Origin of the sequence: Pseudomonas taetrolens (assembly GCF_900475285.1) — a bacterium.
In the GTDB taxonomy this organism is placed as follows: Bacteria; Pseudomonadota; Gammaproteobacteria; order Pseudomonadales; family Pseudomonadaceae; genus Aquipseudomonas; species Aquipseudomonas taetrolens.
This window is the reverse complement of record NZ_LS483370.1, coordinates 2,055,573-2,076,296: the sequence shown is the minus strand read 5'-3', so window position 1 is coordinate 2,076,296 and position 20,724 is coordinate 2,055,573. Positions and strand designations below refer to the sequence as shown.

General features: G+C 59.1%; 17 protein-coding genes and 1 pseudogene. 15 read left to right on the top strand and 3 right to left on the bottom strand.

The features are described 5' to 3' along the window. Positions 1 to 314: 314 nt before the first annotated feature. From DQN55_RS09640 to mgrA, 4 genes are all read left to right on the top strand, one after another. Positions 315 to 1,742 carry an MFS transporter gene (locus DQN55_RS09640; RefSeq protein ID WP_048380447.1) on the top strand — a complete coding sequence of 476 codons (1,428 nt, stop codon included), beginning with the start codon at positions 315 to 317 and terminating at the stop codon, positions 1,740 to 1,742. Between the two features lie 225 nt (positions 1,743 to 1,967). Beyond that, complete coding sequence (locus tag DQN55_RS09635) at positions 1,968 to 2,717, top strand: shikimate dehydrogenase family protein (RefSeq protein WP_231995662.1); 750 nt, start codon at positions 1,968 to 1,970, stop codon at positions 2,715 to 2,717. 114 nt (positions 2,718 to 2,831) lie between these two features. Next, a complete protein-coding gene (locus tag DQN55_RS09630) occupies positions 2,832 to 3,830 on the top strand; it encodes a Gfo/Idh/MocA family protein (protein WP_048380451.1) in 999 nt (332 codons plus the stop codon). 168 nt (positions 3,831 to 3,998) lie between these two features. Continuing rightward, positions 3,999 to 5,036 carry an L-glyceraldehyde 3-phosphate reductase gene (gene mgrA, locus DQN55_RS09625; RefSeq protein ID WP_048380453.1) on the top strand — a complete coding sequence of 346 codons (1,038 nt, stop codon included), beginning with the start codon at positions 3,999 to 4,001 and terminating at the stop codon, positions 5,034 to 5,036. 67 nt (positions 5,037 to 5,103) lie between these two features. Here mgrA and DQN55_RS09620 read toward each other — a convergent pair whose 3' ends face one another. Beyond that, positions 5,104 to 6,537, bottom strand: a complete 1,434-nt coding sequence (locus DQN55_RS09620; protein ID WP_048380454.1) for an FAD/NAD(P)-binding protein — start codon at positions 6,535 to 6,537, stop codon at positions 5,104 to 5,106. A 294-nt stretch (positions 6,538 to 6,831) separates the two neighbouring features. On the opposite strand from DQN55_RS09620, the gene DQN55_RS09615 reads away from it, so the two are divergent. From DQN55_RS09615 to DQN55_RS09600, 4 genes and pseudogenes are all read left to right on the top strand, one after another. Then, positions 6,832 to 7,728 carry a TauD/TfdA dioxygenase family protein gene (locus DQN55_RS09615; protein WP_048380455.1) on the top strand — a complete coding sequence of 299 codons (897 nt, stop codon included), beginning with the start codon at positions 6,832 to 6,834 and terminating at the stop codon, positions 7,726 to 7,728. Positions 7,729 to 7,763: 35 nt separating this feature from the next. Then, positions 7,764 to 8,783, top strand: coding sequence for an ABC transporter substrate-binding protein (locus DQN55_RS09610; RefSeq protein ID WP_048380457.1), 1,020 nt, complete (start codon positions 7,764 to 7,766; stop codon positions 8,781 to 8,783). A gap of 6 nt (positions 8,784 to 8,789) precedes the next feature. After that, the gene (locus DQN55_RS09605; protein WP_048380459.1) at positions 8,790 to 9,650 is read left to right on the top strand and encodes an ABC transporter ATP-binding protein; all 861 of its coding nucleotides are present in this window, start codon (positions 8,790 to 8,792) and stop codon (positions 9,648 to 9,650) included. Positions 9,651 to 9,667: 17 nt separating this feature from the next. Then, a pseudogene (locus DQN55_RS09600) lies at positions 9,668 to 10,533 on the top strand (ABC transporter permease). Between the two features lie 69 nt (positions 10,534 to 10,602). On the opposite strand, the gene DQN55_RS09595 reads toward DQN55_RS09600, so the two are convergent. Further along, positions 10,603 to 11,376 carry an IclR family transcriptional regulator domain-containing protein gene (locus DQN55_RS09595; protein ID WP_048380463.1) on the bottom strand — a complete coding sequence of 258 codons (774 nt, stop codon included), beginning with the start codon at positions 11,374 to 11,376 and terminating at the stop codon, positions 10,603 to 10,605. A gap of 146 nt (positions 11,377 to 11,522) precedes the next feature. Between DQN55_RS09595 and DQN55_RS09590 the strand changes: the two genes are divergently transcribed. From DQN55_RS09590 to DQN55_RS09570, 5 genes are all read left to right on the top strand, one after another. Beyond that, the gene (locus DQN55_RS09590; RefSeq protein WP_082150734.1) at positions 11,523 to 12,338 is read left to right on the top strand and encodes a shikimate dehydrogenase family protein; all 816 of its coding nucleotides are present in this window, start codon (positions 11,523 to 11,525) and stop codon (positions 12,336 to 12,338) included. 33 nt (positions 12,339 to 12,371) lie between these two features. Next, positions 12,372 to 14,150, top strand: coding sequence for an FAD-dependent oxidoreductase (locus tag DQN55_RS09585; RefSeq protein ID WP_048380465.1), 1,779 nt, complete (start codon positions 12,372 to 12,374; stop codon positions 14,148 to 14,150). Next, positions 14,119 to 14,439 (top strand): NIPSNAP family protein, encoded by a 321-nt coding sequence (locus DQN55_RS09580; protein WP_048380467.1) that lies wholly within the window; start codon positions 14,119 to 14,121, stop codon positions 14,437 to 14,439. The genes DQN55_RS09585 and DQN55_RS09580 overlap by 32 nt, the downstream gene beginning before the upstream one ends. A gap of 73 nt (positions 14,440 to 14,512) precedes the next feature. Beyond that, positions 14,513 to 15,871, top strand: a complete 1,359-nt coding sequence (locus DQN55_RS09575; protein ID WP_048380469.1) for an MFS transporter — start codon at positions 14,513 to 14,515, stop codon at positions 15,869 to 15,871. 5 nt (positions 15,872 to 15,876) lie between these two features. Further along, entirely contained in the window at positions 15,877 to 17,583 is a 1,707-nt protein-coding gene (locus DQN55_RS09570; protein WP_048380472.1) for an FAD-dependent oxidoreductase, read from the top strand. 39 nt (positions 17,584 to 17,622) lie between these two features. Here DQN55_RS09570 and DQN55_RS09565 read toward each other — a convergent pair whose 3' ends face one another. Beyond that, entirely contained in the window at positions 17,623 to 18,522 is a 900-nt protein-coding gene (locus DQN55_RS09565; protein ID WP_048380474.1) for a LysR family transcriptional regulator, read from the bottom strand. Between the two features lie 128 nt (positions 18,523 to 18,650). Here DQN55_RS09565 and DQN55_RS09560 point away from each other — a divergent pair, with 128 nt between their 5' ends. Together DQN55_RS09560 and DQN55_RS09555 are read left to right on the top strand one after the other, a co-directional pair. After that, a complete protein-coding gene (locus DQN55_RS09560; protein ID WP_048380476.1) occupies positions 18,651 to 19,490 on the top strand; it encodes an HTD2 family dehydratase in 840 nt (279 codons plus the stop codon). Positions 19,491 to 19,559: 69 nt separating this feature from the next. After that, positions 19,560 to 20,723 carry an acyl-CoA dehydrogenase family protein gene (locus tag DQN55_RS09555; RefSeq protein ID WP_048380478.1) on the top strand — a complete coding sequence of 388 codons (1,164 nt, stop codon included), beginning with the start codon at positions 19,560 to 19,562 and terminating at the stop codon, positions 20,721 to 20,723. Position 20,724 lies beyond the last annotated feature (1 nt).

Genomic DNA, 20,724 nt, shown 5'->3' with positions numbered 1-20,724 from the left:
ACACAGTTACAATAGTAAGCACTCCGTGAACGTCAAGTCAACGCAAGAGCAACCAATTACTGTCATCCACGACCGCTTGCCCAGAGCTGGCTGACTGAAAAGCGCTATACGTCAAGCCATCCGGATGGCCGCTGGCTTTACCATGTTGCTCGATTCAGATAGTGCGTCGGGACGGTTCCAGCATCTGCATACGTACGGATTGTTCTGCGTCGCTGCCGGGCATCAGCCGGCCATACTCCTTGACAAAGCCATAATCATGGGAACAACATTACAACTGGAACGCCGTTACAATAATAAAATTCCGGAGACATCTCATGAGCCAAAGCATTCAGGCCGATCCAGATTCTAAGCGTCAGTCAAAGAAGGCCGCAGCGAGCGGCTGGATCGGCTCCGCCTTGGAGTATTACGACTTTTTCATCTACGCCACCGCCGCGGCTTTGCTTTTCCCGCAGCTGTTTTTCCCGACAGAGAACCCGACCGTCGGAATCATCGTTTCGCTGGCAAGCTTCGGCGTCGGATACATCGCTCGCCCAATCGGAGCCGTGGTATTAGGGCACCTGGGCGACCGACATGGGCGCAAGACCGTACTGGTCTACTGCATGTTCTTGATGGGTTTTTCGACCGTGAGCATCGGACTGCTACCTACCTTCGAGCAGATCGGTGTCTGGGCCCCTGCACTGTTGATCTTTTTGCGTCTGATTCAAGGATTTGCTGTCGCAGGAGAGATGTCATGTGCAAGCTCCATGATCCTGGAGCACGCGCCTGATGGACGTCGAGGTTACTTCGCAAGCTTTACACTTCAAGGCGTACAAGCAGGACAACTTCTAGCGGCTGCGGTTTTCCTGCCGCTTGCCCATTTCATGCCCGCCGATCAATTTGCTGCCTGGGGCTGGCGAATACCGTTTCTGCTCAGCGTCTTTGTGCTGATTGCCGGGTGGATCATCCGCCGTGAAGTTCATGAAGCCCCAGTATTCACCGAGGCGCTGACCCAAGCCGAGACCCGCAAATTACCCGTGGTCGAAGTGATCACACAGAGCTGGCGAGATGTGTTGCGAGTGGTTGGCATGGCGCTCTCCGGGATCCTTGCCATCGTCGCCTCAGTATTCGGAGCAACCTATGCAGTACAACCTGCCTATGGCATTGGCTTTCCTTCCGGCGTGTTCATGTGGATACCGGTTTTAGGCAATTTGTGCGCGGTCATACTTATCCCCTTCGTGGGTAAGCTCTCTGACAGGATTGGCCGTCGACCTCCGGTAATTGTGGGTGTTCTTTGCGGCGGACTCTTGTCATTTGCGTATCTCTATGCAATCAGCATTCACAATCTATGGCTTTCGGTGATTTTCTCGCTGCTCATGTGGGGTGTGGCTTACCAAGGTTTTAATGGTGTATTCCCAAGCCTGTTCCCAGAACTGTTCCGTACACGCGTCCGTGTTACCGGCATGGCCATTGGTCAGAATATCGGTGTGGCATGCACAGCATTTCTGCCAGCCCTTTTCGTATCGGTTGCACCTCCCGGAACCGAGAATATTCCTCTTAAAATCGGAGCGTTGACTTTTGGTATCTGCTTAATCTCAGCGATTGCTGCTTTTACTACCCGCGAAACATACCGGATTCGCCTGAAGGATCTCGGTGACCCTAATGCAGTCCCAATGTCGAAAGAGGAATATGAACGCGTGCAAGAACAGTCCATTTCCGGGCTGCAAGCAAATGCAGTCCAATCAGCACCAGCGATACGCTCTTAAAAGCCAGCCCGATTAACACTAATGCGCTGTTCCATTTATCAGCACAGCGCTTAGAACAATATGGCAGTGAGTTTGCACACTTAGTGAGTAGTGAGTTTCAGCACCCTCCTACTGACAATGACTTACCACTGCCCACACCAGTAGGTTGACATGTATCCACGTATTATCGGCACCACTCGTATATATGGATTAATTGGCACTCCCCTCAGGAGTGCCAAGTCCCCAGTGCTACTGAACACGTTGTTTGCCGAGGCACAGTCTGATGCCGTCTGCATTCCACTGGAGGTCGGTACAGGAGACCTGTCCGGGTTTGTTAGTGGTATACGAACGGTGAGCAACCTTGCTGGGCTTCTCGTCACCATGCCGCACAAGCAGAGCATGCTTGATCTCGTGGACGTTCTTCACCCTACCGCGCGTCAGATCGGCGCAATCAACGTCATTCGCTGTGACAGCGACGGGCGCTGGGTGGGTGCGGTGTTTGACGGGCTTGGCTGCGTGCTGGGCATGCAGCGTCAAGGCGTTACCCTGCTCGGAAAATCGGTTCTGCTTGTCGGTGCAGGCGGCTCGGGAAGGGCAATCGCGTTTGCCGTGGCCGCTGCTGGCGCCCGATCGCTAATCATTTCAGACCTGGACCCGCACCGCGCCTTAGACCTAGCGCAATGTGTCGCAAAACAGGGGGCGTGCGTTGTGCATGCAGGCCCAGCAGACCCAGCGGGTCATGACATCGTGATCAATGCCACTCCGCTCGGCATGAACCCTGCTGACCCGATGCCGATAGACGCAGAGCGGTTGTCCCCAACTACGGTGGTGGTCGACATCATCACCAGATCCGAGCCGACTGCGTTGCTGCTCAAGGCGCAATCGCTCGGCTGTCAAACCCTGGATGGCCACCCTATGCACCTGGGCCAAGCTCTGTTGGCACTCAGTTTTCTAGGTTTCGAAGATATCGAACGTCGCTACTCAAGCGGATTGTAAGCCCCCTGTTCAACCTCGCAAGCGTGGCTCGAACGCTGCTATTTTTATGCTTGAACCGCAATCCCTCATGCACCGGCAAGCTTGTCAAACACACTTTTAATAAGGAATGAATGTTTGAAAGTCGTACTTCTGGAAGTAAGCCACTGGCACACCCCTCTCTACCTTGATGCCCTTGAGCGGCTGCCTGATGTGACTGTCACGGCGGTATCCGACGCCACAGGTTCGCGTGGCCCTGCCCTCGCTCAGCGCTTCGGAGCGCAGCGCTACGATCACTGGAAAACCCTGCTGGATAACGAAGCGTTTGATTTTGCGTTCGTCTTTGGTCCGCACGATGAGCTGTATGCCATGGGCAAAACATTGATCGAGCGAAACATTCCATTCGCGATGGAGAAGCCTTGCGGGCTCAACCGTCACGAAGTGCTGGATCTGCATCAACGTGCCGAAGCCGCAGGTCTGTTCGTGGCGGTACCATTGGTTTGGAGGCACAGTGAATTACTGAACCGCCTCAAACAAACGGCGCTTAAGAGCGGTGCAAAATGGAGAACTCAGTCGTTTCGATTTAATGCCGGGCCACCCGAACGCTACCTGATGAACAACTGCTCTTGGATGCTTGACCCGAAACGCTCGGGTGGCGGTTGCACGATCAACCTGGCCGCTCACTTCATCGATCTGGCTCGGGAAATTTCCGGAGAGAGCATACGCAGCGTATCTGCAGTGATGTATCGAGACCCGCAACTGACAGCGGTAGAGATCGGCTCAATGATGACCCTCGTAACCGAGAGCGGCTGCATCTGCACCATCGAAACTGGCTACAACTACCCGGCGAATACTCCCGAGCAACGGGAGTACTCATTTTCATTGTCTACCGATCAGTTCTACGCGCGCTCGACCCCGGATGGCATGCGTCTGATCGACGCTGCTGGGCAGGCAAGTGACCTTCACATGAGCCTGAACTCAGACGTTTATTACGACAACTTCGTAACCGACGTTCTCGCGCCTGGCCGTGAGACTGCATATGCAGGAGCCGGACTTGCAACGATGCACAGCGTCATGAGTATCATCGAGGCTGCTTATGAGTCAGATCGCCTCGGTGGCACTCCCATAAAACTCTAGCCCCCGTTGTGAGGTTGGCTTGCCACGGCAAGCTGCATAGTGAGCGCATCGCCCCGACAACACGACCCCGAACGAATGCTTAATCTGTATATCTGAAGTCCAGCAGGGGGACTACGCTTGCTCGTCAACGGCTTGCCGAATGCCGACCTACCTGATCGAGAGGATTCGATGACTTATACCGCTGCCGAAAATCGCTACGACACTCTTCCCTACCGCCGCGTGGGCCGCAGCGGGCTGGTGCTGCCGGCACTGTCACTGGGGCTCTGGCACAACTTCGGTGACAGTACGCCGATCGATACTCAACGTGCCTTGTTGCGCACCGCATTCGACCTGGGCATCAACCACTTTGACCTGGCCAACAATTACGGCCCGCCGTATGGCAGTGCCGAGACCAACTTCGGTCGGTTGCTGCGCGAAGACTTCAAGGCATACCGCGATGAGCTGATCATCTCCAGCAAAGCCGGTTGGGACATGTGGCCCGGGCCCTACGGACAAGGGGGCGGCTCGCGCAAATACGTACTGGCCAGCCTTGATCAAAGCTTGCAACGCCTGGGGCTGGACTACGTCGACATCTTTTACTCTCACCGCTTCGATGCCGAAACCCCGCTGGAGGAAACTGCCAGCGCCCTCGCCTCTGCCGTGCAACAAGGCAAGGCACTGTACATCGGCATCTCCTCTTACTCGGGGGTAAAAACCCGGGAAATGGCCGCGCTGCTCAATGAATGGAAGGTCCCGCTGCTGATCCACCAGCCGGCTTACAACCTGCTCAACCGCTGGGTGGAAAAGGACTTGCTGGACACCACCCACGAGCTCGGTGCCGGTGTGATCGCTTTCACCCCGCTGGCCCAAGGGTTGTTGACTGACAAATACCTCAACGGCGTGCCGGCGGATGCGCGGGTCAATCGTCCGGGGGGCGGTTCGTTGCAGTCCTCGCACTTGTCCGATGCCAACATTGCCCACGTGCGGGCGCTTAACGAAATTGCCCGGCGGCGGGGACAAAGCCTGGCTCAAATGGCGTTGGCCTGGACCCTGCGGGACCCTCGCGTCACATCGGCGCTGATCGGCGCCAGTCGCCCGGAACAGATCATTGAAAACGTCGCGGCGTTACAGAACCTGAGTTTCAGCGCAAAGGAACTGGCAGAAATCGATCGCTTCGCTCAGGAAGGCGGAATCAACCTCTGGGAAAAACCGTCAACGGCAGAGTAACGCCCGCGCCGCTGGCCCCGTGCGAAATTGAAAGCGCGCGAGGCCAGCACCGACAGCAAGCGTGCTCCTAGAGCAAACGTTCCAGGCGCGCGGCCAGCGCTTTGGCCTGCAGGGCGACGTCGGTGACGGCAGTGCTCTCCCACCATTGGCCGCGCAAGGGTGGGCCCATGGCAAACAACCGTTGCGCCGGCACAGACTCGGCATTCAACACCGCACCGCTGATATCGGCCGCGATTCCCAGGCCCAGGTTGCCAGGCTGGATCAGCCCGCGCTGCAGCAGGTTTCTGGGCAAGGCCTTATCCACCCGGCGCCAGTCGTACTCGATACCGGTGGAGTTGATCAACCCATCGCCTTCAACCACGCTCACCTGTGCCTGCCCGCGATAGCGCAGGCGGATCCGGGGCAGCCCGCTTTCGGAACGTTCCACCCCTTGCAACGATGCGGCGCGGATACTCAGACGCCCTTCACTCAACAACCGCTGCAGCAAGCTATGGCCCTGGGGTGGCGAACGGTGGTGATGGCTTTCCCACCACGGGCGCACATGCCGCACGAACTGCCGGCGCTGCACGTCGGTGGCCTGGCTCCAGAGCCGAGCGATATGAACCCGTACCGTGTCCAGCGGTGCCTGCCAGTCAACCCCGGCCGCCTCGGCCAGTCGGCACTGGCGCCGCAGTTCACGCATCAGCTGCAAGGGGCTGCGCAGGTGCGGTGACCGATCCAGAAAGTCCTCCCAGGCGGGTGGCTGACGGCGCACATGCGGTAACAGCCCGTGCCGCGAGTACACCTCGATCGGTCCGCGATGACCGGCCTGGTTCAGGGTTTCCAGCGCGTCGACCATCGTCAGCCCGGAGCCGATGATCAACACCCGTGCGTCCACCGGCAGTGCCCGCAAGGCTTCGACATCCCACGGATCCAGGGCCATAGTATTGAGTCCGCTGGATTGACGCTGGGCCGTGCGCGCGGCCGGGAACATACCCGTGGCCAACACCACCGCACCGGCTTGCCATTGCTCACCGCCCTTGAGGGTCACGCTGACCCGCTGTGCATGGGGTTGCATATCGACCGCTTCATCCCGCACATGTGTCAGGCTTGAGCCCCGAGCCGAGCCGATCACCAGCGCTTCGGACAACCGTTGCCGGGCGTACGTTCCGAACAGTCCGCGCGGTGGAAACAGCTGCGCAACCGGCACTGATTGTGCGGCGGACTCAGGCCATCCGCCGTGGGCAATGTGCGCCTCCAGCCAGCGGGTCAGGTCGTCTGGATCGTCCGGTTCGACGCTCATCCGCGCCGCGTTACCGTTCAGGGTGTGGCCCGGTTCGGTCGCACTGTAGGCTTCTCCGCGACCCAGTTCAGCCCGGGGTTCCACCACCACAATGCGCCGGGAACCCACCAAGCGCAGCAGTTGCATGGCCAGCAGGTTGCCGCTCAGGCCACCGCCAATAATCAGGACATCGGCCTCGCGGATGCCAGGGCTTGCCTGTCCGGTCAAGGGCTCGCGCATGGTGACTGCCTCACTCGTCGATAGGACGGGCCCGCTCAGCCAGGCCCGGTTCAATGGAGCGCAGATCCTGCGACGAACCCCCCTCCGCTGTCCAGCCCTGAGTCACGGCCTCCGATCCCGACCATATCGTTATTCCTTAACGATATTTAAAATAAATTCCTTATGCTTATATATTCATTCCCCTGCGTACAGGCCGACCAATCGGCGCGCCGCACGAAATGAACCCGCACGGGCTATCCGTGAGTTTCTGATCGACATGCGCGCCACTGAGCGCGCTCTGCGTGGGAGTGATTTATGTCTGTACCGTCTGCCTCTGCGATCGCCGCGAGCATCGCCCCCCAATCGTTCGAAGTCCGCCCGTTCAATGGCGCGGTGGGTGCCGAAATCATCGGCCTTGATCTGGCGTTGCCGATCAACGACCAGGACTTCGCCCGCCTTCATCGGGCCCACCTGGAGCATCACGTGGTGGTGTTTCGTGATCAACACATTACCCCGCAACAACAGATTGCCTTCAGCCGCCGCTTCGGCGTGTTGCAGATCCACGTGCTCAAGCAGTTTTTGCTGAGCGGCCACCCGGAAATCCTCATCGTCTCCAACATCATCGAGAACGGCCAATCCATCGGCCTGGGCGATGCCGGCAAGTTCTGGCACTCCGACCTCTCGTACAAGGAGCTGCCGAGTCTGGGCTCAATGCTGCACGCCCAGGAGCTGCCTTCCGAGGGTGGCGACACCTTGTTCGCTGACATGCACAAAGCCTGGGACACCCTGCCGCAAGCACTGCGCACGGCGGTCGAAGACCGATCCGCCGCGCACTCCTACACTGCGCGTTACAGCGAGACCCGGTTCGAAGGCAACTGGCGTCCGACCTTGACCCCGGAACAACTCGCCGAAGTCAGGGAAGTGGTTCACCCCATCGTTCGCACCCACCCGGAAAACGCCCGCAAAGCACTGTTCGTCAGCGAAGGCTTCACCACCCGCATCGTCGGTCTGCCCGAGGATGAAAGCCGGCAATTGCTGGCGCAACTCTATGCCCACAGCGTCCAGCCGGAACATATCTATCGCCATGCCTGGCAGCCCGGCGACCTCGTCTTCTGGGACAACCGCTCGCTGATCCACCTCGCGGCAGGATGCCCGAGTCATCTGCGGCGCAAGCTCTATCGCACCACCATTCAGGGCGACGCCCCTTACTGATCGGCCACGTCATGTCCATGACCAGGAGCACTCACATGTCCAAACGCATTAACGCTGTGGCAACCCGTATCGGCCTGGGCCTCAGCCTGCTCACCAGCAGCCTGTTTGCCCCCGGCATGGCCCAAGCCGAGGGTGAGATCCGCATCGCCGAACAGTTCGGGATCGTTTACCTGCTGCTCAATGTGGTGCGCGATCAGCATCTGATCGAAAAATATGGCAAGGAAGAAGGTATCGACATCAAGGTCGACTGGACGCAACTGTCCGGCGGTGCAGCCGTCAACGATGCGCTGCTCTCAGGCTCGATTGATATCGCGGGCGCCGGGGTTGGCCCGCTGCTGACCATCTGGGACCGCACCCGCGGCAAACAGAACGTCAAGGCCGTGGCGTCTCTGGGAAATTTCCCGTACTACCTGGTGAGCAATAACCCCAAGGTCAAAACCATCGCTGACTTTACTGAGAAAGACCGCATAGCCGTGCCCGCCGTCGGCGTTTCCGTGCAATCGCGCTTCCTGCAGTACGCCGCGGCCAAACAATGGGGAGACAAGGATTTCAACCGTCTCGACAAATACACCCTCGCCGTCCCGCACCCGGATGCTACCGCCGCATTGATCGCCGGCGGCACCGAATTGACCGGGCATTTTTCCAACCCGCCGTTCCAGGATCAGGCGCTGAAAAACCCGAATGTGCATGTCGTACTCAATACCTACGACCTGCTGGGACCAAACTCGCCCACTGTGCTGTTCGCGACCGAGAAATTTCGCAACGAGAACCCGAAAACCTATAAAGCCTTCGTTGATGCCCTGACGGAAGCTGCCACGTTTGCACAGAACGACAAAGGCGCGGCGGCGGACACTTACATCCGGGTCACCAAGGCCAAAATCGACCGCGCCGACTTACTGAAAATCATCGACAACCCGCAATTCGAATTCAGCGTCACGCCAAAAAACACCTATCCCCTGGCCGAATTTCTTTATCGCGTGGGTGCCATTAAACACAAACCTGAATCCTGGAAAGACTACTTCTTCCAGGATGCAAAACCGTTGCAAGGGAGCTGACAGAACATGAACGCGCATGTGCAAGGCCACGCGGCCAGCAACCCCATCGCAACCGCTCCGGCCCTGCTGTCGGTTGACCAGGTCAGCCTCGAATACCGAACGGCGCAGCGCGTGGTCCGGGCCACTCACCGGGTCAGTTTCGAGGTGGATCCGGGTGACCGTTTTGTACTGCTCGGCCCTTCTGGCTGCGGTAAATCGACATTGCTCAAGGCCGTGGCCGGGTTTATCCAGCCCTGCGAAGGGCAGATCCGACTGCAAGGGCAAACGGTCGCCGCGCCAGGGCCGGACCGGATCGTGGTGTTTCAGGAGTTCGATCAGTTGCCGCCCTGGAAGACCGTCAAGCAGAACGTCATGTTCCCGTTGCTCGCCTCAAAAACCCTTAAGCGTCGCGAAGCCGAGGAGCGAGCACTGCACTATCTGGATAAAGTCGGCCTGGCCGCGTTTGCAGATGCCTACCCGCATACGCTGTCCGGGGGCATGAAGGCTCGCGTGGCGATTGCCCGGGCGTTGGCCATGCAACCCAAGATCCTGTTGATGGACGAACCCTTTGCGGCCCTCGACGCCCTGACCCGACGCAAGATGCAGGAGGAATTGCTGCTGCTCTGGGAAGAAGTCCGTTTCACCCTGCTGTTTGTCACGCACTCCATCGAAGAGGCCCTGGTAATCGGTAACCGGATCTTGCTGCTGTCGCCGCATCCGGGGCGGGTACGGGCCGAGATCCACAGTCATCAGTACGGTTTGCACAGCCTTGCAGGCGTTGAATTCCAGCAGTCGGCGCGGCGCATCCATCAGCTGTTGTTTGATGAGGGACAGGTTCAGGACACCGAGCCAGAACTGGATTTCGCCGATATCCGCATCGCCTATTAAGCATGGAGAAGCACCCGATGAGCCATTCATCCTCTGCACGCCAGGAATACGAAGTGGTGCTTGAGCCGCTCCTGGCCGTTCCGCTGGAACGAGAACTCCCCCTGGCACAACGCCTGTGGCAGCAAGGTTGGTTACGCAAAAGCCTGATCCTGATTCTGCTGGCGGTCCTCTGGGAACTGGTCGCCCGCTATCAGAATAACGACCTGCTGCTACCCGGTTTCATGCAAACCGCCAGCGCCCTGTACGACGGGCTGCTCAGTGGCGAGCTTTTCGACAAGGTGGGGATTTCGCTGGTGGTGCTGCTCAAGGGTTACCTGATCGGCATCGCCCTGGCGTTCGCCTTGACCACCCTGGCGGTCTCGACCCAGTTTGGTCGCGACCTGCTGAGCACCCTGACCTCAATGTTCAACCCGTTGCCGGCGATCGCACTGCTGCCACTGGCCCTGCTGTGGTTCGGCCTGGGCCAGAACAGCCTGATTTTCGTACTGGTGCATTCGGTGCTTTGGGCCCTGGCCTTGAACACCTACGCAGGCTTTCGCGGCGTCTCGGAAACCCTGCGCATGGCCGGGCGTAACTACGGTTTGAAAGGCATTCGTTTCGTGCTGTTCATCCTGATTCCCGCCGCACTGCCCTCTATCCTTGCCGGACTGAAAATAGGCTGGGCATTCGCCTGGCGCACCCTGATCGCCGCCGAACTGGTGTTCGGTGCGACCAGCGGCAAGGGGGGCTGGGCTGGTACATCTTCCAGAACCGCAATGAGCTGTACACCGACAAGGTCTTTGCCGGGCTGGCCGTGGTGATCATTATTGGTTTGCTGGTTGAAAACCTGGTGTTCGATACGCTGGAGCGAGTGACCGTAAAGCGCTGGGGAATGCAGCGCTGATCAAATGGCTGACGGTTCAACCGTGCTTGAACCGTCAGGCCGAGCCTCGTACCAAGCTGGCGCTGAAGCTCAGAGTGTCATGATCGGTCTCAGCAACGCCTGACCTTCATACAGGGCTGAAAGATAACGTTCACGCATCTCAGTTATGGTCATGCGCGAGGCATGTGTGGTGAGAGTCAAGCTCGCCTGAAGCTGTCCTTCCCGATTGATCAGCGGCACACTCAACACCCGCATGCCGACTTCAAACTCCTGATCCACCACTGCATAACCACGCTCGGCCGAAACGACTATCTCATGACGGATCTGCGCTGCATCCGTGAGGGTGTAAGGCGTAATCGCTCGTGGCGTATTCCGTGAAAAATACGCATCGAGCGCCTCTGCTGACAGGCTCGCCAGCCAGAGTCGACCGCTACCCGTGCAATACATGGGTACTCGTGAGCCGGGCCGGATAGACATCGAAGTGATATGGCTGTAACGACTGCGCACGATATGCACAATGTCATCTCCGTCACGAACGCCCACTGAGACATGCTCCTGTGTAGTCCGTGCCACCTGCTCGACGATCGGGCGCAACATCCGCGGCAATACTGCAGAATCAACATATGCCTGACCAATGCGCAAAGCCCTGGCAGTGAGCCAGTAATAACGGCCATCTGTCTGCACAAAGTCATCATGCACCAGCGTCAGCAGAAACCGCCGGGCAGCACTTTGAGTCATGCTGGTCAACCTCGCCGCCTCCGGCACGCTCAGCCGAGGGTGCTCCTGAGAAAAAACCTGCAACAGCGCCAGCCCCTTTTGCAAACCTACGATCAAGTCTCGTGAGTGAATAGTCGGCTGCTTCATAGGTTCTGGCACTTTATCGACAAATGAATGCGATTATCGCACTGCCAGTGCGATTATCAACAACTTCCCCTTTCTGTTTCATTGCCCGGCCAAGTCCCCCGCTTGCAGTATCAGCCCACAACACAGCCAATAAGCGGGAGCTCCACATGATTCAAGGTTCGACTGAACTGGTCGCCATCGTCGGCTCACCCATTGCACAGGTGAAGTCACCGGAAAACTTCAACCGCTGGTTCGCCGAGCACCAGCCCAATATCGCCATGCTCGCCATTGATCTGCAGCAGGACGTGCTGGATGACTTCATCCGGACCCTGCGCGGGTGGCAGAACCTGCGCGGTTGCGTGGTCACTGTCCCTTACAAACAACTGCTCGCCAGCCGCCTTGACCTCCTCAGCGAACGTTCGAATGCCCTGCGCTCGATCAATGTAATCCGTCGCGAGGCCGATGGGCGTCTGGTGGGTGACATCGTGGACGGCGAAGGTTTTCTCAATGCCGCACGCCAGCAGGGTTTCAATGCCCGCGACACACAAGTGATGTTGATTGGTACCGGTGGCGTCGGCAGCGCGATTGCTTATTCGCTGTGCCAGGCCGGGGCCAGCCATATCGTTATAAGCGACCTCAGCCAGGAGCGCGTCAAGGCACTCGAAGATCTGCTGCGTGACGCCTTTCCCAAAGTTGTCATCGGCACCTACCCGATCACGCTGGCCCACTTCGACCTGGTGGTCAACGCTTCACCAGTCGGCATGGGCGCCACAGATAACGGCCCCATGCCGCTTCCGGGCGACCTGATGGAAACCCTGAGCGCCACGACGCTGGTGGCTGATGTAGTGACCTCTCCCTCCATCACACCGTTTCTTGCCTTCGCTCAACGCATGGGCTGCCCGATTCAGACTGGTCCGGAGATGGCCTTGGCCCAACTAGGCAACCTCGGTCATTTCATGGGCGTGACTCCACTGGAAATCTGAGCCTCCGGCCATGTCTTAAACAGGCGATAGACAATGAACACGACCCTTCCCTCCTCTTTGAAAAATGCCAGTCCGGGATACGATGTAATCGTCCTGGGCAGCGGTGCCGCAGGTTTCGCGGCGGCAGTGACCGCCAGCAGCCGAGGTCTCAAGGTCCTGCTGGTGGAAAAAACCGAGACCTTCGGCGGCACTTCGGCCATTTCCGGTGGCGCCGTATGGTTGCACGATACCGACCAGGCCCGCGCAGCAGGGCTTCACCTCCCCCCCGAGCAGATGCGCCTTTATCTGCAGGAAGTTATCGGTGCCGGCTACAACCCGGAATTGATCGAAGCGTTTATCCAACAAGGACGTGAAGCCCTGCGTTACCTGGAAGCTCACAGTGAGCTCAAGTACAGCTTGCGTCCCCTGTCGCCTGACTACTACCCGGATCTGCCCGGCGGAACGCTGACCGGCCGCGCGCTTGAAATCGACGAGTACGACGGACGTCGACTGGGCGAGCATTTCAAGGATCTGAAACGCCCGCCTGACGGCATGCTGTTGTTTGGTGGCATGATGGTCAATCGTGTCGATATCCAGCACTTTCTCAGTATCAAGCGCTCGTCAAAGTCCTTCTGGCACTGCCTGAAACTGATGGGTCGTTATGCGTTCGATCGCCTCGGCCATCCACGTGGCACACGCTTGACCGTGGGCAATGCACTCATTGCCCGATTGGCCAGCACTGCATTGGCCAACGGTGTAGATCTGTGGCTGGAGACAACGCCTGAGTCGCTGCTCGTCGAGCACGGCAGGGTCTGCGGTGTCCGGGTTACTCGGCATGGCCAGACCCATTCGCTGCTCGCTCGAGGTGGCGTAGTACTGGCCATGGGTGGCTTTGCGGCCAGCCCGCAGGCCGCAGAACAGCGACCGGCCACCGCTTCGGAACACTGGACCATGTCGCCACCCGGCAACATGGGTGACGGACAGCAACTTGCCGCGTCAGTCAACGCGGCAATTGGCGAAAACCTCGCAGCAAACTTCTTTTGGGCGCCGGTCTCAGTACTGCGCAAGGCCGACGGCAGCCTGGAACGGTTCCCGCACCTTGTGACCGACCGAGCCAAGCCCGGGGTGATCGCAGTTAACCTCTACGGCCGGCGCTTCGTCAATGAGTCCGACTCCTATCACTGCTTCGTCGAAGCCATGTTTGCCAACGGCGGTGCCAATGCGCCCTGCTGGCTGATCTGCGATGCCCATGCTCTGAACACATACGGTTTGGGCCTGGCACGCCCCCGGCCCGTCGACAACCAGGCGCTGATCGAGGCCGGTTACCTGCTACGCGCCGACAGCCTGACCGAACTGGCCCACATCACCGGCATTGATAGCGTCAATCTGCAACAGACCCTGCGGCAGTACAACGCCGACGCAGAACAAGGCGTAGACCGTCAATTCGGCAAAGGCAGCACCGCCTACAACCGATATATGGGTGACCCTTTACACCACCCCAATCCATGTCTTAGACCGCTGTCCAAAGCCCCCTACTACGCCATCCGGCTATTCACCGGTGATCTCGGTTCAGCCCGGGGGCTGGTCACCAACGGCCAGGCCAACGTACTGAATCGACACGGAGCTCCTATTCCCGGGCTCTACGCCGCCGGCAATGAAATGAACTCGATCATGAACGGCACCTACCCTGGCCCCGGTATCACCCTTGGCCCCGGCATCACGTTTGGCTACCTGGCGGCGAGCCATATCGCCCATCAGCTCGATGAAACCGCTTCCCCCCAATCCCACACTGGAGAGAACCATGTACTACGAACTACGCACCTACACGCTTAAGCCCACCAAGCTGGGTGACTGGCTGGCCCTGTATAAAAGTGCCGCACTGCCCGTCCAGGAAGAGTACCTGGGAAACCTGATCGGCTTCTTCAGCACCGAATTTGGTGAAGCCAATCAAGTGGTACACATCTGGGCCTATGCCAGCCTCGATGACCGCATTGCCCGACGAACAGCCATGGCGGCCGACCCGCGCTGGCAGGCTTTCTCACGGCAGAACAAAGAGCTGGATGCCATCGTAAGCCTGCACTCGAAACTGCTGCGACCGACTGACTTTTCACCGCTGAAATAACCCCGTATCCGAAGCCGCTTCTGCCCGGGAGCGGCCAATCCAGCACTCATAAAAATAATAAATGGAGGCCGCCATGAGCGCCTTGCTGTCGATCAATGTCGACCAATTCATCAACACTCAACCCATGAGTCGTCTGCAATGGCGAATGGTGATGCTATGTTTCCTAGTCATTGCACTGGATGGTTTCGATACTGCCATCATGGGCTTCATCGCCCCCGAGCTGATCCGCGAATGGGCCGTCAGCACACTCAGCCTGGGCCCGGTCATGAGCGCTGCATTGATAGGGGTGGCTATGGGAGCCCTGATTGCCGGCCCATTGGCTGACCGGCTGGGGCGCAAACCGGTACTGATCAGCGCTGTGGCATTTTTCGGTACCCTCACGCTCGCCTCGGCCTTCGCCCCAAACCTCGAGTGGATGGTCATCCTGCGGCTGCTGGCCGGTCTTGGGCTGGGTGCGGCCATGCCCAATGCCAGCACCATTGTCAGTGAGTACACACCGCTCCATCAGCGCTCGATACTGATAACCGTCGTGCTGAGCGGTTTCACTTTCGGCGCTGCAGCCGGTGGATTCATCTCGGCATTCATGATTCCTCTTTTCGGCTGGCAAAGCGTGCTGCTGGTGGGAGGACTGTTGCCTCTGCTGGCATTGCCTCTGTTAATCGTCAGCGTACCGGAATCTTTACGCTGGCTCGTTGCCCGGCGCCCCGCGCACCACCGCCAACGCAGTGCCCGGATCGTGCAGCGTTTGGCACCAGGTATCTCGAACGAGCACACACGTTTCACTGCTGACGAGGTAGAGCACCCTCTCTCCAGCCCGGTCAGCCGGATACTCTCCAAGGGGTTTTTCTCTGGAACCCTGCTGCTATGGTTGACCTATTTCATGGGGCTGTTTCTGGTCTACCTACTCGGGAGCTGGTTGCCCACGCTGATTAAAAACAATGGCCTGAGTGTCAGCAACGCCGCGCTGATCACAGCCCTGTTCCAGTTTGGCGGGACCTTCGGCTCCCTGTTTCTCGGGTGGTTCATTGACCGTAGCAACCCGCACCGCACCCTGGCCATCGCTTACCTTCTGGGAGGACTAGCTATTTACCTGATCGGTACCGCCAGCCACGGCTTTGCCCTATTTGCCCTGCTGGCGGCGGCAGCCGGGTTTTGCATGAACGGTGCCAATGCTTGTATGTATGCGCTAGCAGCCAACTTCTACCCCACACAAGCTCGTGCCACAGGCGTCAGCTGGATGCGTGGCATAGGAGGGCTCGGTTCCATAGCCAGCGGCTTCGCCGGGGCTCATATGCTCAGTGCCGGATGGACATTCGCAACCGTCTTCTCGGCTCTGGCGGTACCGGCCCTGATCGCCGGTATCGCGGTGTTCCTCAAGGGCTGCCTGACCTCTCCCGCCAGCCTGGCCCAACCCCACACTCTCACTCGGTAATCCCCATGCACAACAATGAATACATGCAGTGTGATGTCCTGGTAGTGGGTTCTGGTGCCTCAGGCCTGGCAACGGCAGTCACCGCCGCCGAACTCGGTCTTGATGTGATTGTGGTTGAAAAAGAGCCCGTACTCGGAGGCACCAGCGCTTGGTCGGGCGGCTGGTTATGGATCCCCCGAAACCCGCTGGCGGTAACCGAAGGGATAGTTGAAGAGCTCGAGCAATCTCGAACGTATCTGCGCAACGAACTGCACTGCGATGTGCTCGACCCTCGGGTAGAGGCCTTCCTTGAACAGGGTCCAAAGATGGTCGAGTTTTTTCAGCATCGCACAGAAGTTCAGTTTTTTTCCGGCAGCAGGATGCCTGACTTCCACACGAGCGAAGGTTTCGCCAAAGGTGGTCGTTCGGTTTGCGCCCAACCCTACGATGGTCGACGGCTCGGCCCCTGGATCAAAAAGCTGCGACGACCACTGGATATCATTAGCCTGCGCGGAATGGGCATTGCCGGCGGGGCTGACCTCAATCATCTTCTCAATGCCCGCCGCTCTGCGAGCTCCATGCTGTACGCCAGCAAGCGCCTGTTGCGTCATACCCGTGACATGCTCTGCCATAGCAGGGGCATGCATTTGGTAAACGGTAATGCTCTGATAGCCCGGCTGCTAAAAAGTGCAGTGGACCGCCAGGTTCGACTGCTGACCGATACACCAGTACGAAAGCTGCTTCGCGAAGGTGAGCGTGTAATCGGGGCGCAGGTGGAGCGAACAGCCCAGGTGATAGAAATCCGCGCACGAAGGGGGGTCGTATTGGCCTGTGGCGGGTTCCCCCACGATCAGCAGCGTATTGCCAGCCTGTTTCCCCATGCTCCGAATGGCACCGAACACTTGAGCGCGGCGCCTAAGGGCAATACAGGCGATGGCTTGCGCCTGGGCGAAAGTGTCGGAGCCTGTATTCCATCCGACATGCCGCATGCCGCCGCCTGGGCTCCGGTCTCTCGTGTGCCACGAGAAGATGGTGGTTTCAGCGGCTTTCCACATTTGATGGAACGGGCAAAACCGGGTTTCCTCGCGGTGCGTCGGAACGGCCAACGGTTTGTCAACGAAGCCGACTCTTACCACGACTATATGTGTGCCCTGTTCAAGGCCACCGGCCCGGGAGAAGCACCTGCGTCATGGCTAATCTGCGACCACCGCGCACAACGTCGCTACGGCTTGGGCTGGTCCAGGCCATTGCCGTTTCCAACAGTGCCCTATGTACGTGCAGGCTATTTGTACAAGGCGCCGAGCCTGGCCGAACTGGCTCACCAATGCGGGATTGATGCGCAACAATTGGCACTCACGGTCAGCACCTTTAATCAGGCCGCCGAAAAAGGCTTCGATCCTCTATTCCATCGGGGTGAGTCGTTGTATAACAAAGCGCAAGGGGACAGCCTCCATGCGCCCAACCCGTCCCTTGGCAGCCTGCGCCAGGCACCGTTTTATGCAGTAAAGTTGGTTCTTGGTAGCCTGGGTACGTTCACCGGGTTGCACACCGATGTCAGTGCCCGAGTATTGAACCTGCATCAGCAGCCCATTCCCGGGTTATTCGCGGTAGGCAACGACATGAACAGCATCATGAACGGGTACTACCCAAGCGGAGGCATCACCCTCGGCCCGGGAATGACCTTTGGTTACATCGCGGGACAGACACTTGCCTGCCAACCCGAGGAAGCCTAAGGATCCGTAGTTTCGGGTCACTGACTCTGGATAATCGATTCAAGGCGCCCCGGAGCGCTCGGGCATCAACGTTGCGATCAACGCCCGTACGGTGCCCGGCAATGCATCGAGTTCACGCACCAGGATGCTGCGTTCGCGCACGGCCCAGGGTTCGTCGAGTTCAATGGTGACCAGTTGCATGGTCCGACTGTGGCGCATGGCCGCCGATTCAGGGAGGACACCGATGCCAACCCCGGCTTCCACCATGCGGCAGATCGCTTCGAAGCTGGAGACCTGGATCCTCAATGACAGGCTCAGACCGAGCCGTTCAACGTGGTCGCGCAGGAAGCTCAGCAAGGTGCTGCCTTCATGCAAGCCGATGTGCTGAAACGCCAGGGTTTCTTTCAGTGTGACTTTCTTGTGGGTCGCCAGCTCATGCCCCACGGGCACGGTGAGCACCAGACGGTCGGTGCTGAAGTGAATCACCTGCAAACCGGTCGCCTCGACCGGGCCGGCAATGATCCCCATGTCGGTGCTGCCATCCAGCACGCCGCGCACGATATCCCGGGACAAACGTTCTTGCAGGTCCACCGTCACGCCGGGTCGTTTGGCGAGAAAGCCCGCCAGCACCTCCGGCAGAAACTCGGTCACTGCCGTGGTATTGGCAAAAATGCGAATGTGCCCGGCCGAATCAGTGCCGAAATGAGTGAACTCGGCTTTCAGGTAGTCCACCTGACTCATGATCAAGCGTGCATGCCTGAGCAGCTTCTGCCCCGCCGGCGTAAGTTCCACGCCTCGACTGTCGCGGTAGAGCAGGCGGGTGCCGAGCTGGCCTTCAAGTGCCTTGATCCGGGCGCTGGCGGCAGCCGGTGAGAGAAACGCGCGGCGAGCCCCCTGAGTCAGGCTCGGCGACTCACCGATATGAATGAAAAGACGCAAATCAGCCAGGTCGAAGTGCATGGTTGTGTCCGGACATCCCAAGGAGCGTTCAGCATACCTGAACGCCGGTTTATGCAAATGCAAATTCTCAGAATGCCGGGCGGCTTCCATGATCCGTACATAACAACAAATGCAGAGGGTGCCTGGATATGACAGTTTCAGCTTCACCGACGGATTTCAGTGCCTGGATCGGCCGCACGGAAGAGGCCTATGACGTGCTGAGCCGCAACCTGGTCAAACGCATCGCCGCGACCTTCGGCGAAACCACGCCCGCCGATGGCGAGCCGTTGCCGCCGCTGTGGCAGTGGTGTTTTTTCCAGGAACCGGTGTTTGAAACACTACTGGGCGGCGATGGTCATCCGGCACGGGGCGGCTTCCTGCCCCCCGCCGACACCCGCAATCGCATGTGGGCCGGTGGCCGGGTCGAGTTCATCGAGCCGCTCAGGGTCGGTGCCGACGCCCACCGCTTGTCGACCATCCTGCAGATCGAGGAAAAACACGGCCGTACCGGTTCGCTGTTGTTCGTCACGGTCCGGCACGACTACTCGCAGCAGGGCCAGCTGTGCGTGCGCGAAGAACAGGACATCGTCTACCGCGAACCCAACCCGCCCAAGCTCAACAGCGGCGCTGCCCCGGCACCCGGCGACTGGAGTGAAACCATCGCACCGACGCCCACCCTGCTGTTTCGCTACTCTGCCGTGACCTTCAATGGCCACCGCATTCATTACGACTATCCCTATGCCACGGGGACCGAGGGCTACCCGGACCTGGTGGTGCACGGACCGATGATCGCCACCTTCAATCTGCGCGCCTTCATCCGCGCCAACCCCGGCAAACGCGTACGGCATTTCGCTTATCGAGGCGTACGTCCGCTGAACGTGCCGACGCCCTTCCAGGTCGGCGGCCGTCTCGTCGAGGCAGGCAAAGCGCAATTGTGGGCGGGCAACGCGGCAGGCGTGGCCCAGAGCGCCGAGGTCGTTTTCGACTGAAACCCTTTTCCGTGAACACGCTGCCTGACCAGAGGCAGCACACGGCCGACCGATCTTGAGAGAACAGCCATGAACCCCAATAACAACGAAGACCTCAATGCCATCCGCGAAGGCGTGCGCGCCCTGTGCGCCGAGTTCGATGCGGCCTACTGGCGCAAGATCGACGAAGAAAAAGGCTTTCCCGAAGCCTTCGTCAAAGCCCTGACCGATGCCGGCTGGTTGTCGGCCATGATCCCGGTCGAATATGGCGGCTCGGGCCTGGGGCTGGCAGAAGCCTCGGTCATTCTTGAAGAAGTGAATGCCTGCGGGGGCAATTCCGGCACGGTCCACGGCCAGATGTACAACATGTTCACCCTGCTGCGTCACGGCAGCGAAGCGCAGAAACGCTATTACCTGCCGAAACTGGCCAGCGGTGAGCTGCGCCTGCAATCGATGGGCGTGACCGAGCCCACCACCGGCACCGACACCACCAAAATCAAGACCACCGCCGTCAGGCAGGGTGACAAGTACGTGATCAACGGCCAGAAGGTCTGGATCTCGCGGGTTCAACACTCCGACCTGATGATCCTTCTGGCGCGCACCACGCCGCTGGCCGAGGTCAAGAAAAAATCCGAAGGCATGTCGATTTTCCTGGTCGACCTGCGCGATGCCATCGGCAAAGGGCTGACCGTGCAACCCATCGCCAACATGGTCAACCATGAAACCAACGAACTGTTCTTCGACAACCTCGAACTGCCGGCCGACAGCCTGATCGGAGAAGAAGGAAAAGGCTTCAGGTACATCCTCGATGGCCTCAACGCCGAACGGACACTGATCGCCGCCGAGTGCATCGGTGACGGTCGCTGGTTCATCGAAAAAGCCAGCGCCTATGCCCGCGACCGCGTGGTATTCGGCCGCCCGATCGGGCAAAACCAGGGCGTGCAATTCCCTATCGCTGAAGCGCATATCGAGATCGAGGCCGCCGACCTGATGCGCTGGCGCGCCTGCGAGGAATACGACAGCGGGATCAATGCCGGGGCCAGCGCCAACATGGCCAAATACCTGGCGGCCAAGGCCTCGTGGGAAGCGGCCAATGCCTGCCTGCAAACCCACGGCGGCTTCGGTTTTGCCTGCGAATACGACGTGGAGCGCAAATTCCGCGAGACCCGTCTGTACCAGGTGGCACCGATCTCCACCAACCTGATCCTGTCTTATGTCGCCGAGCACTTGCTCGAACTGCCGCGCAGCTTCTGAG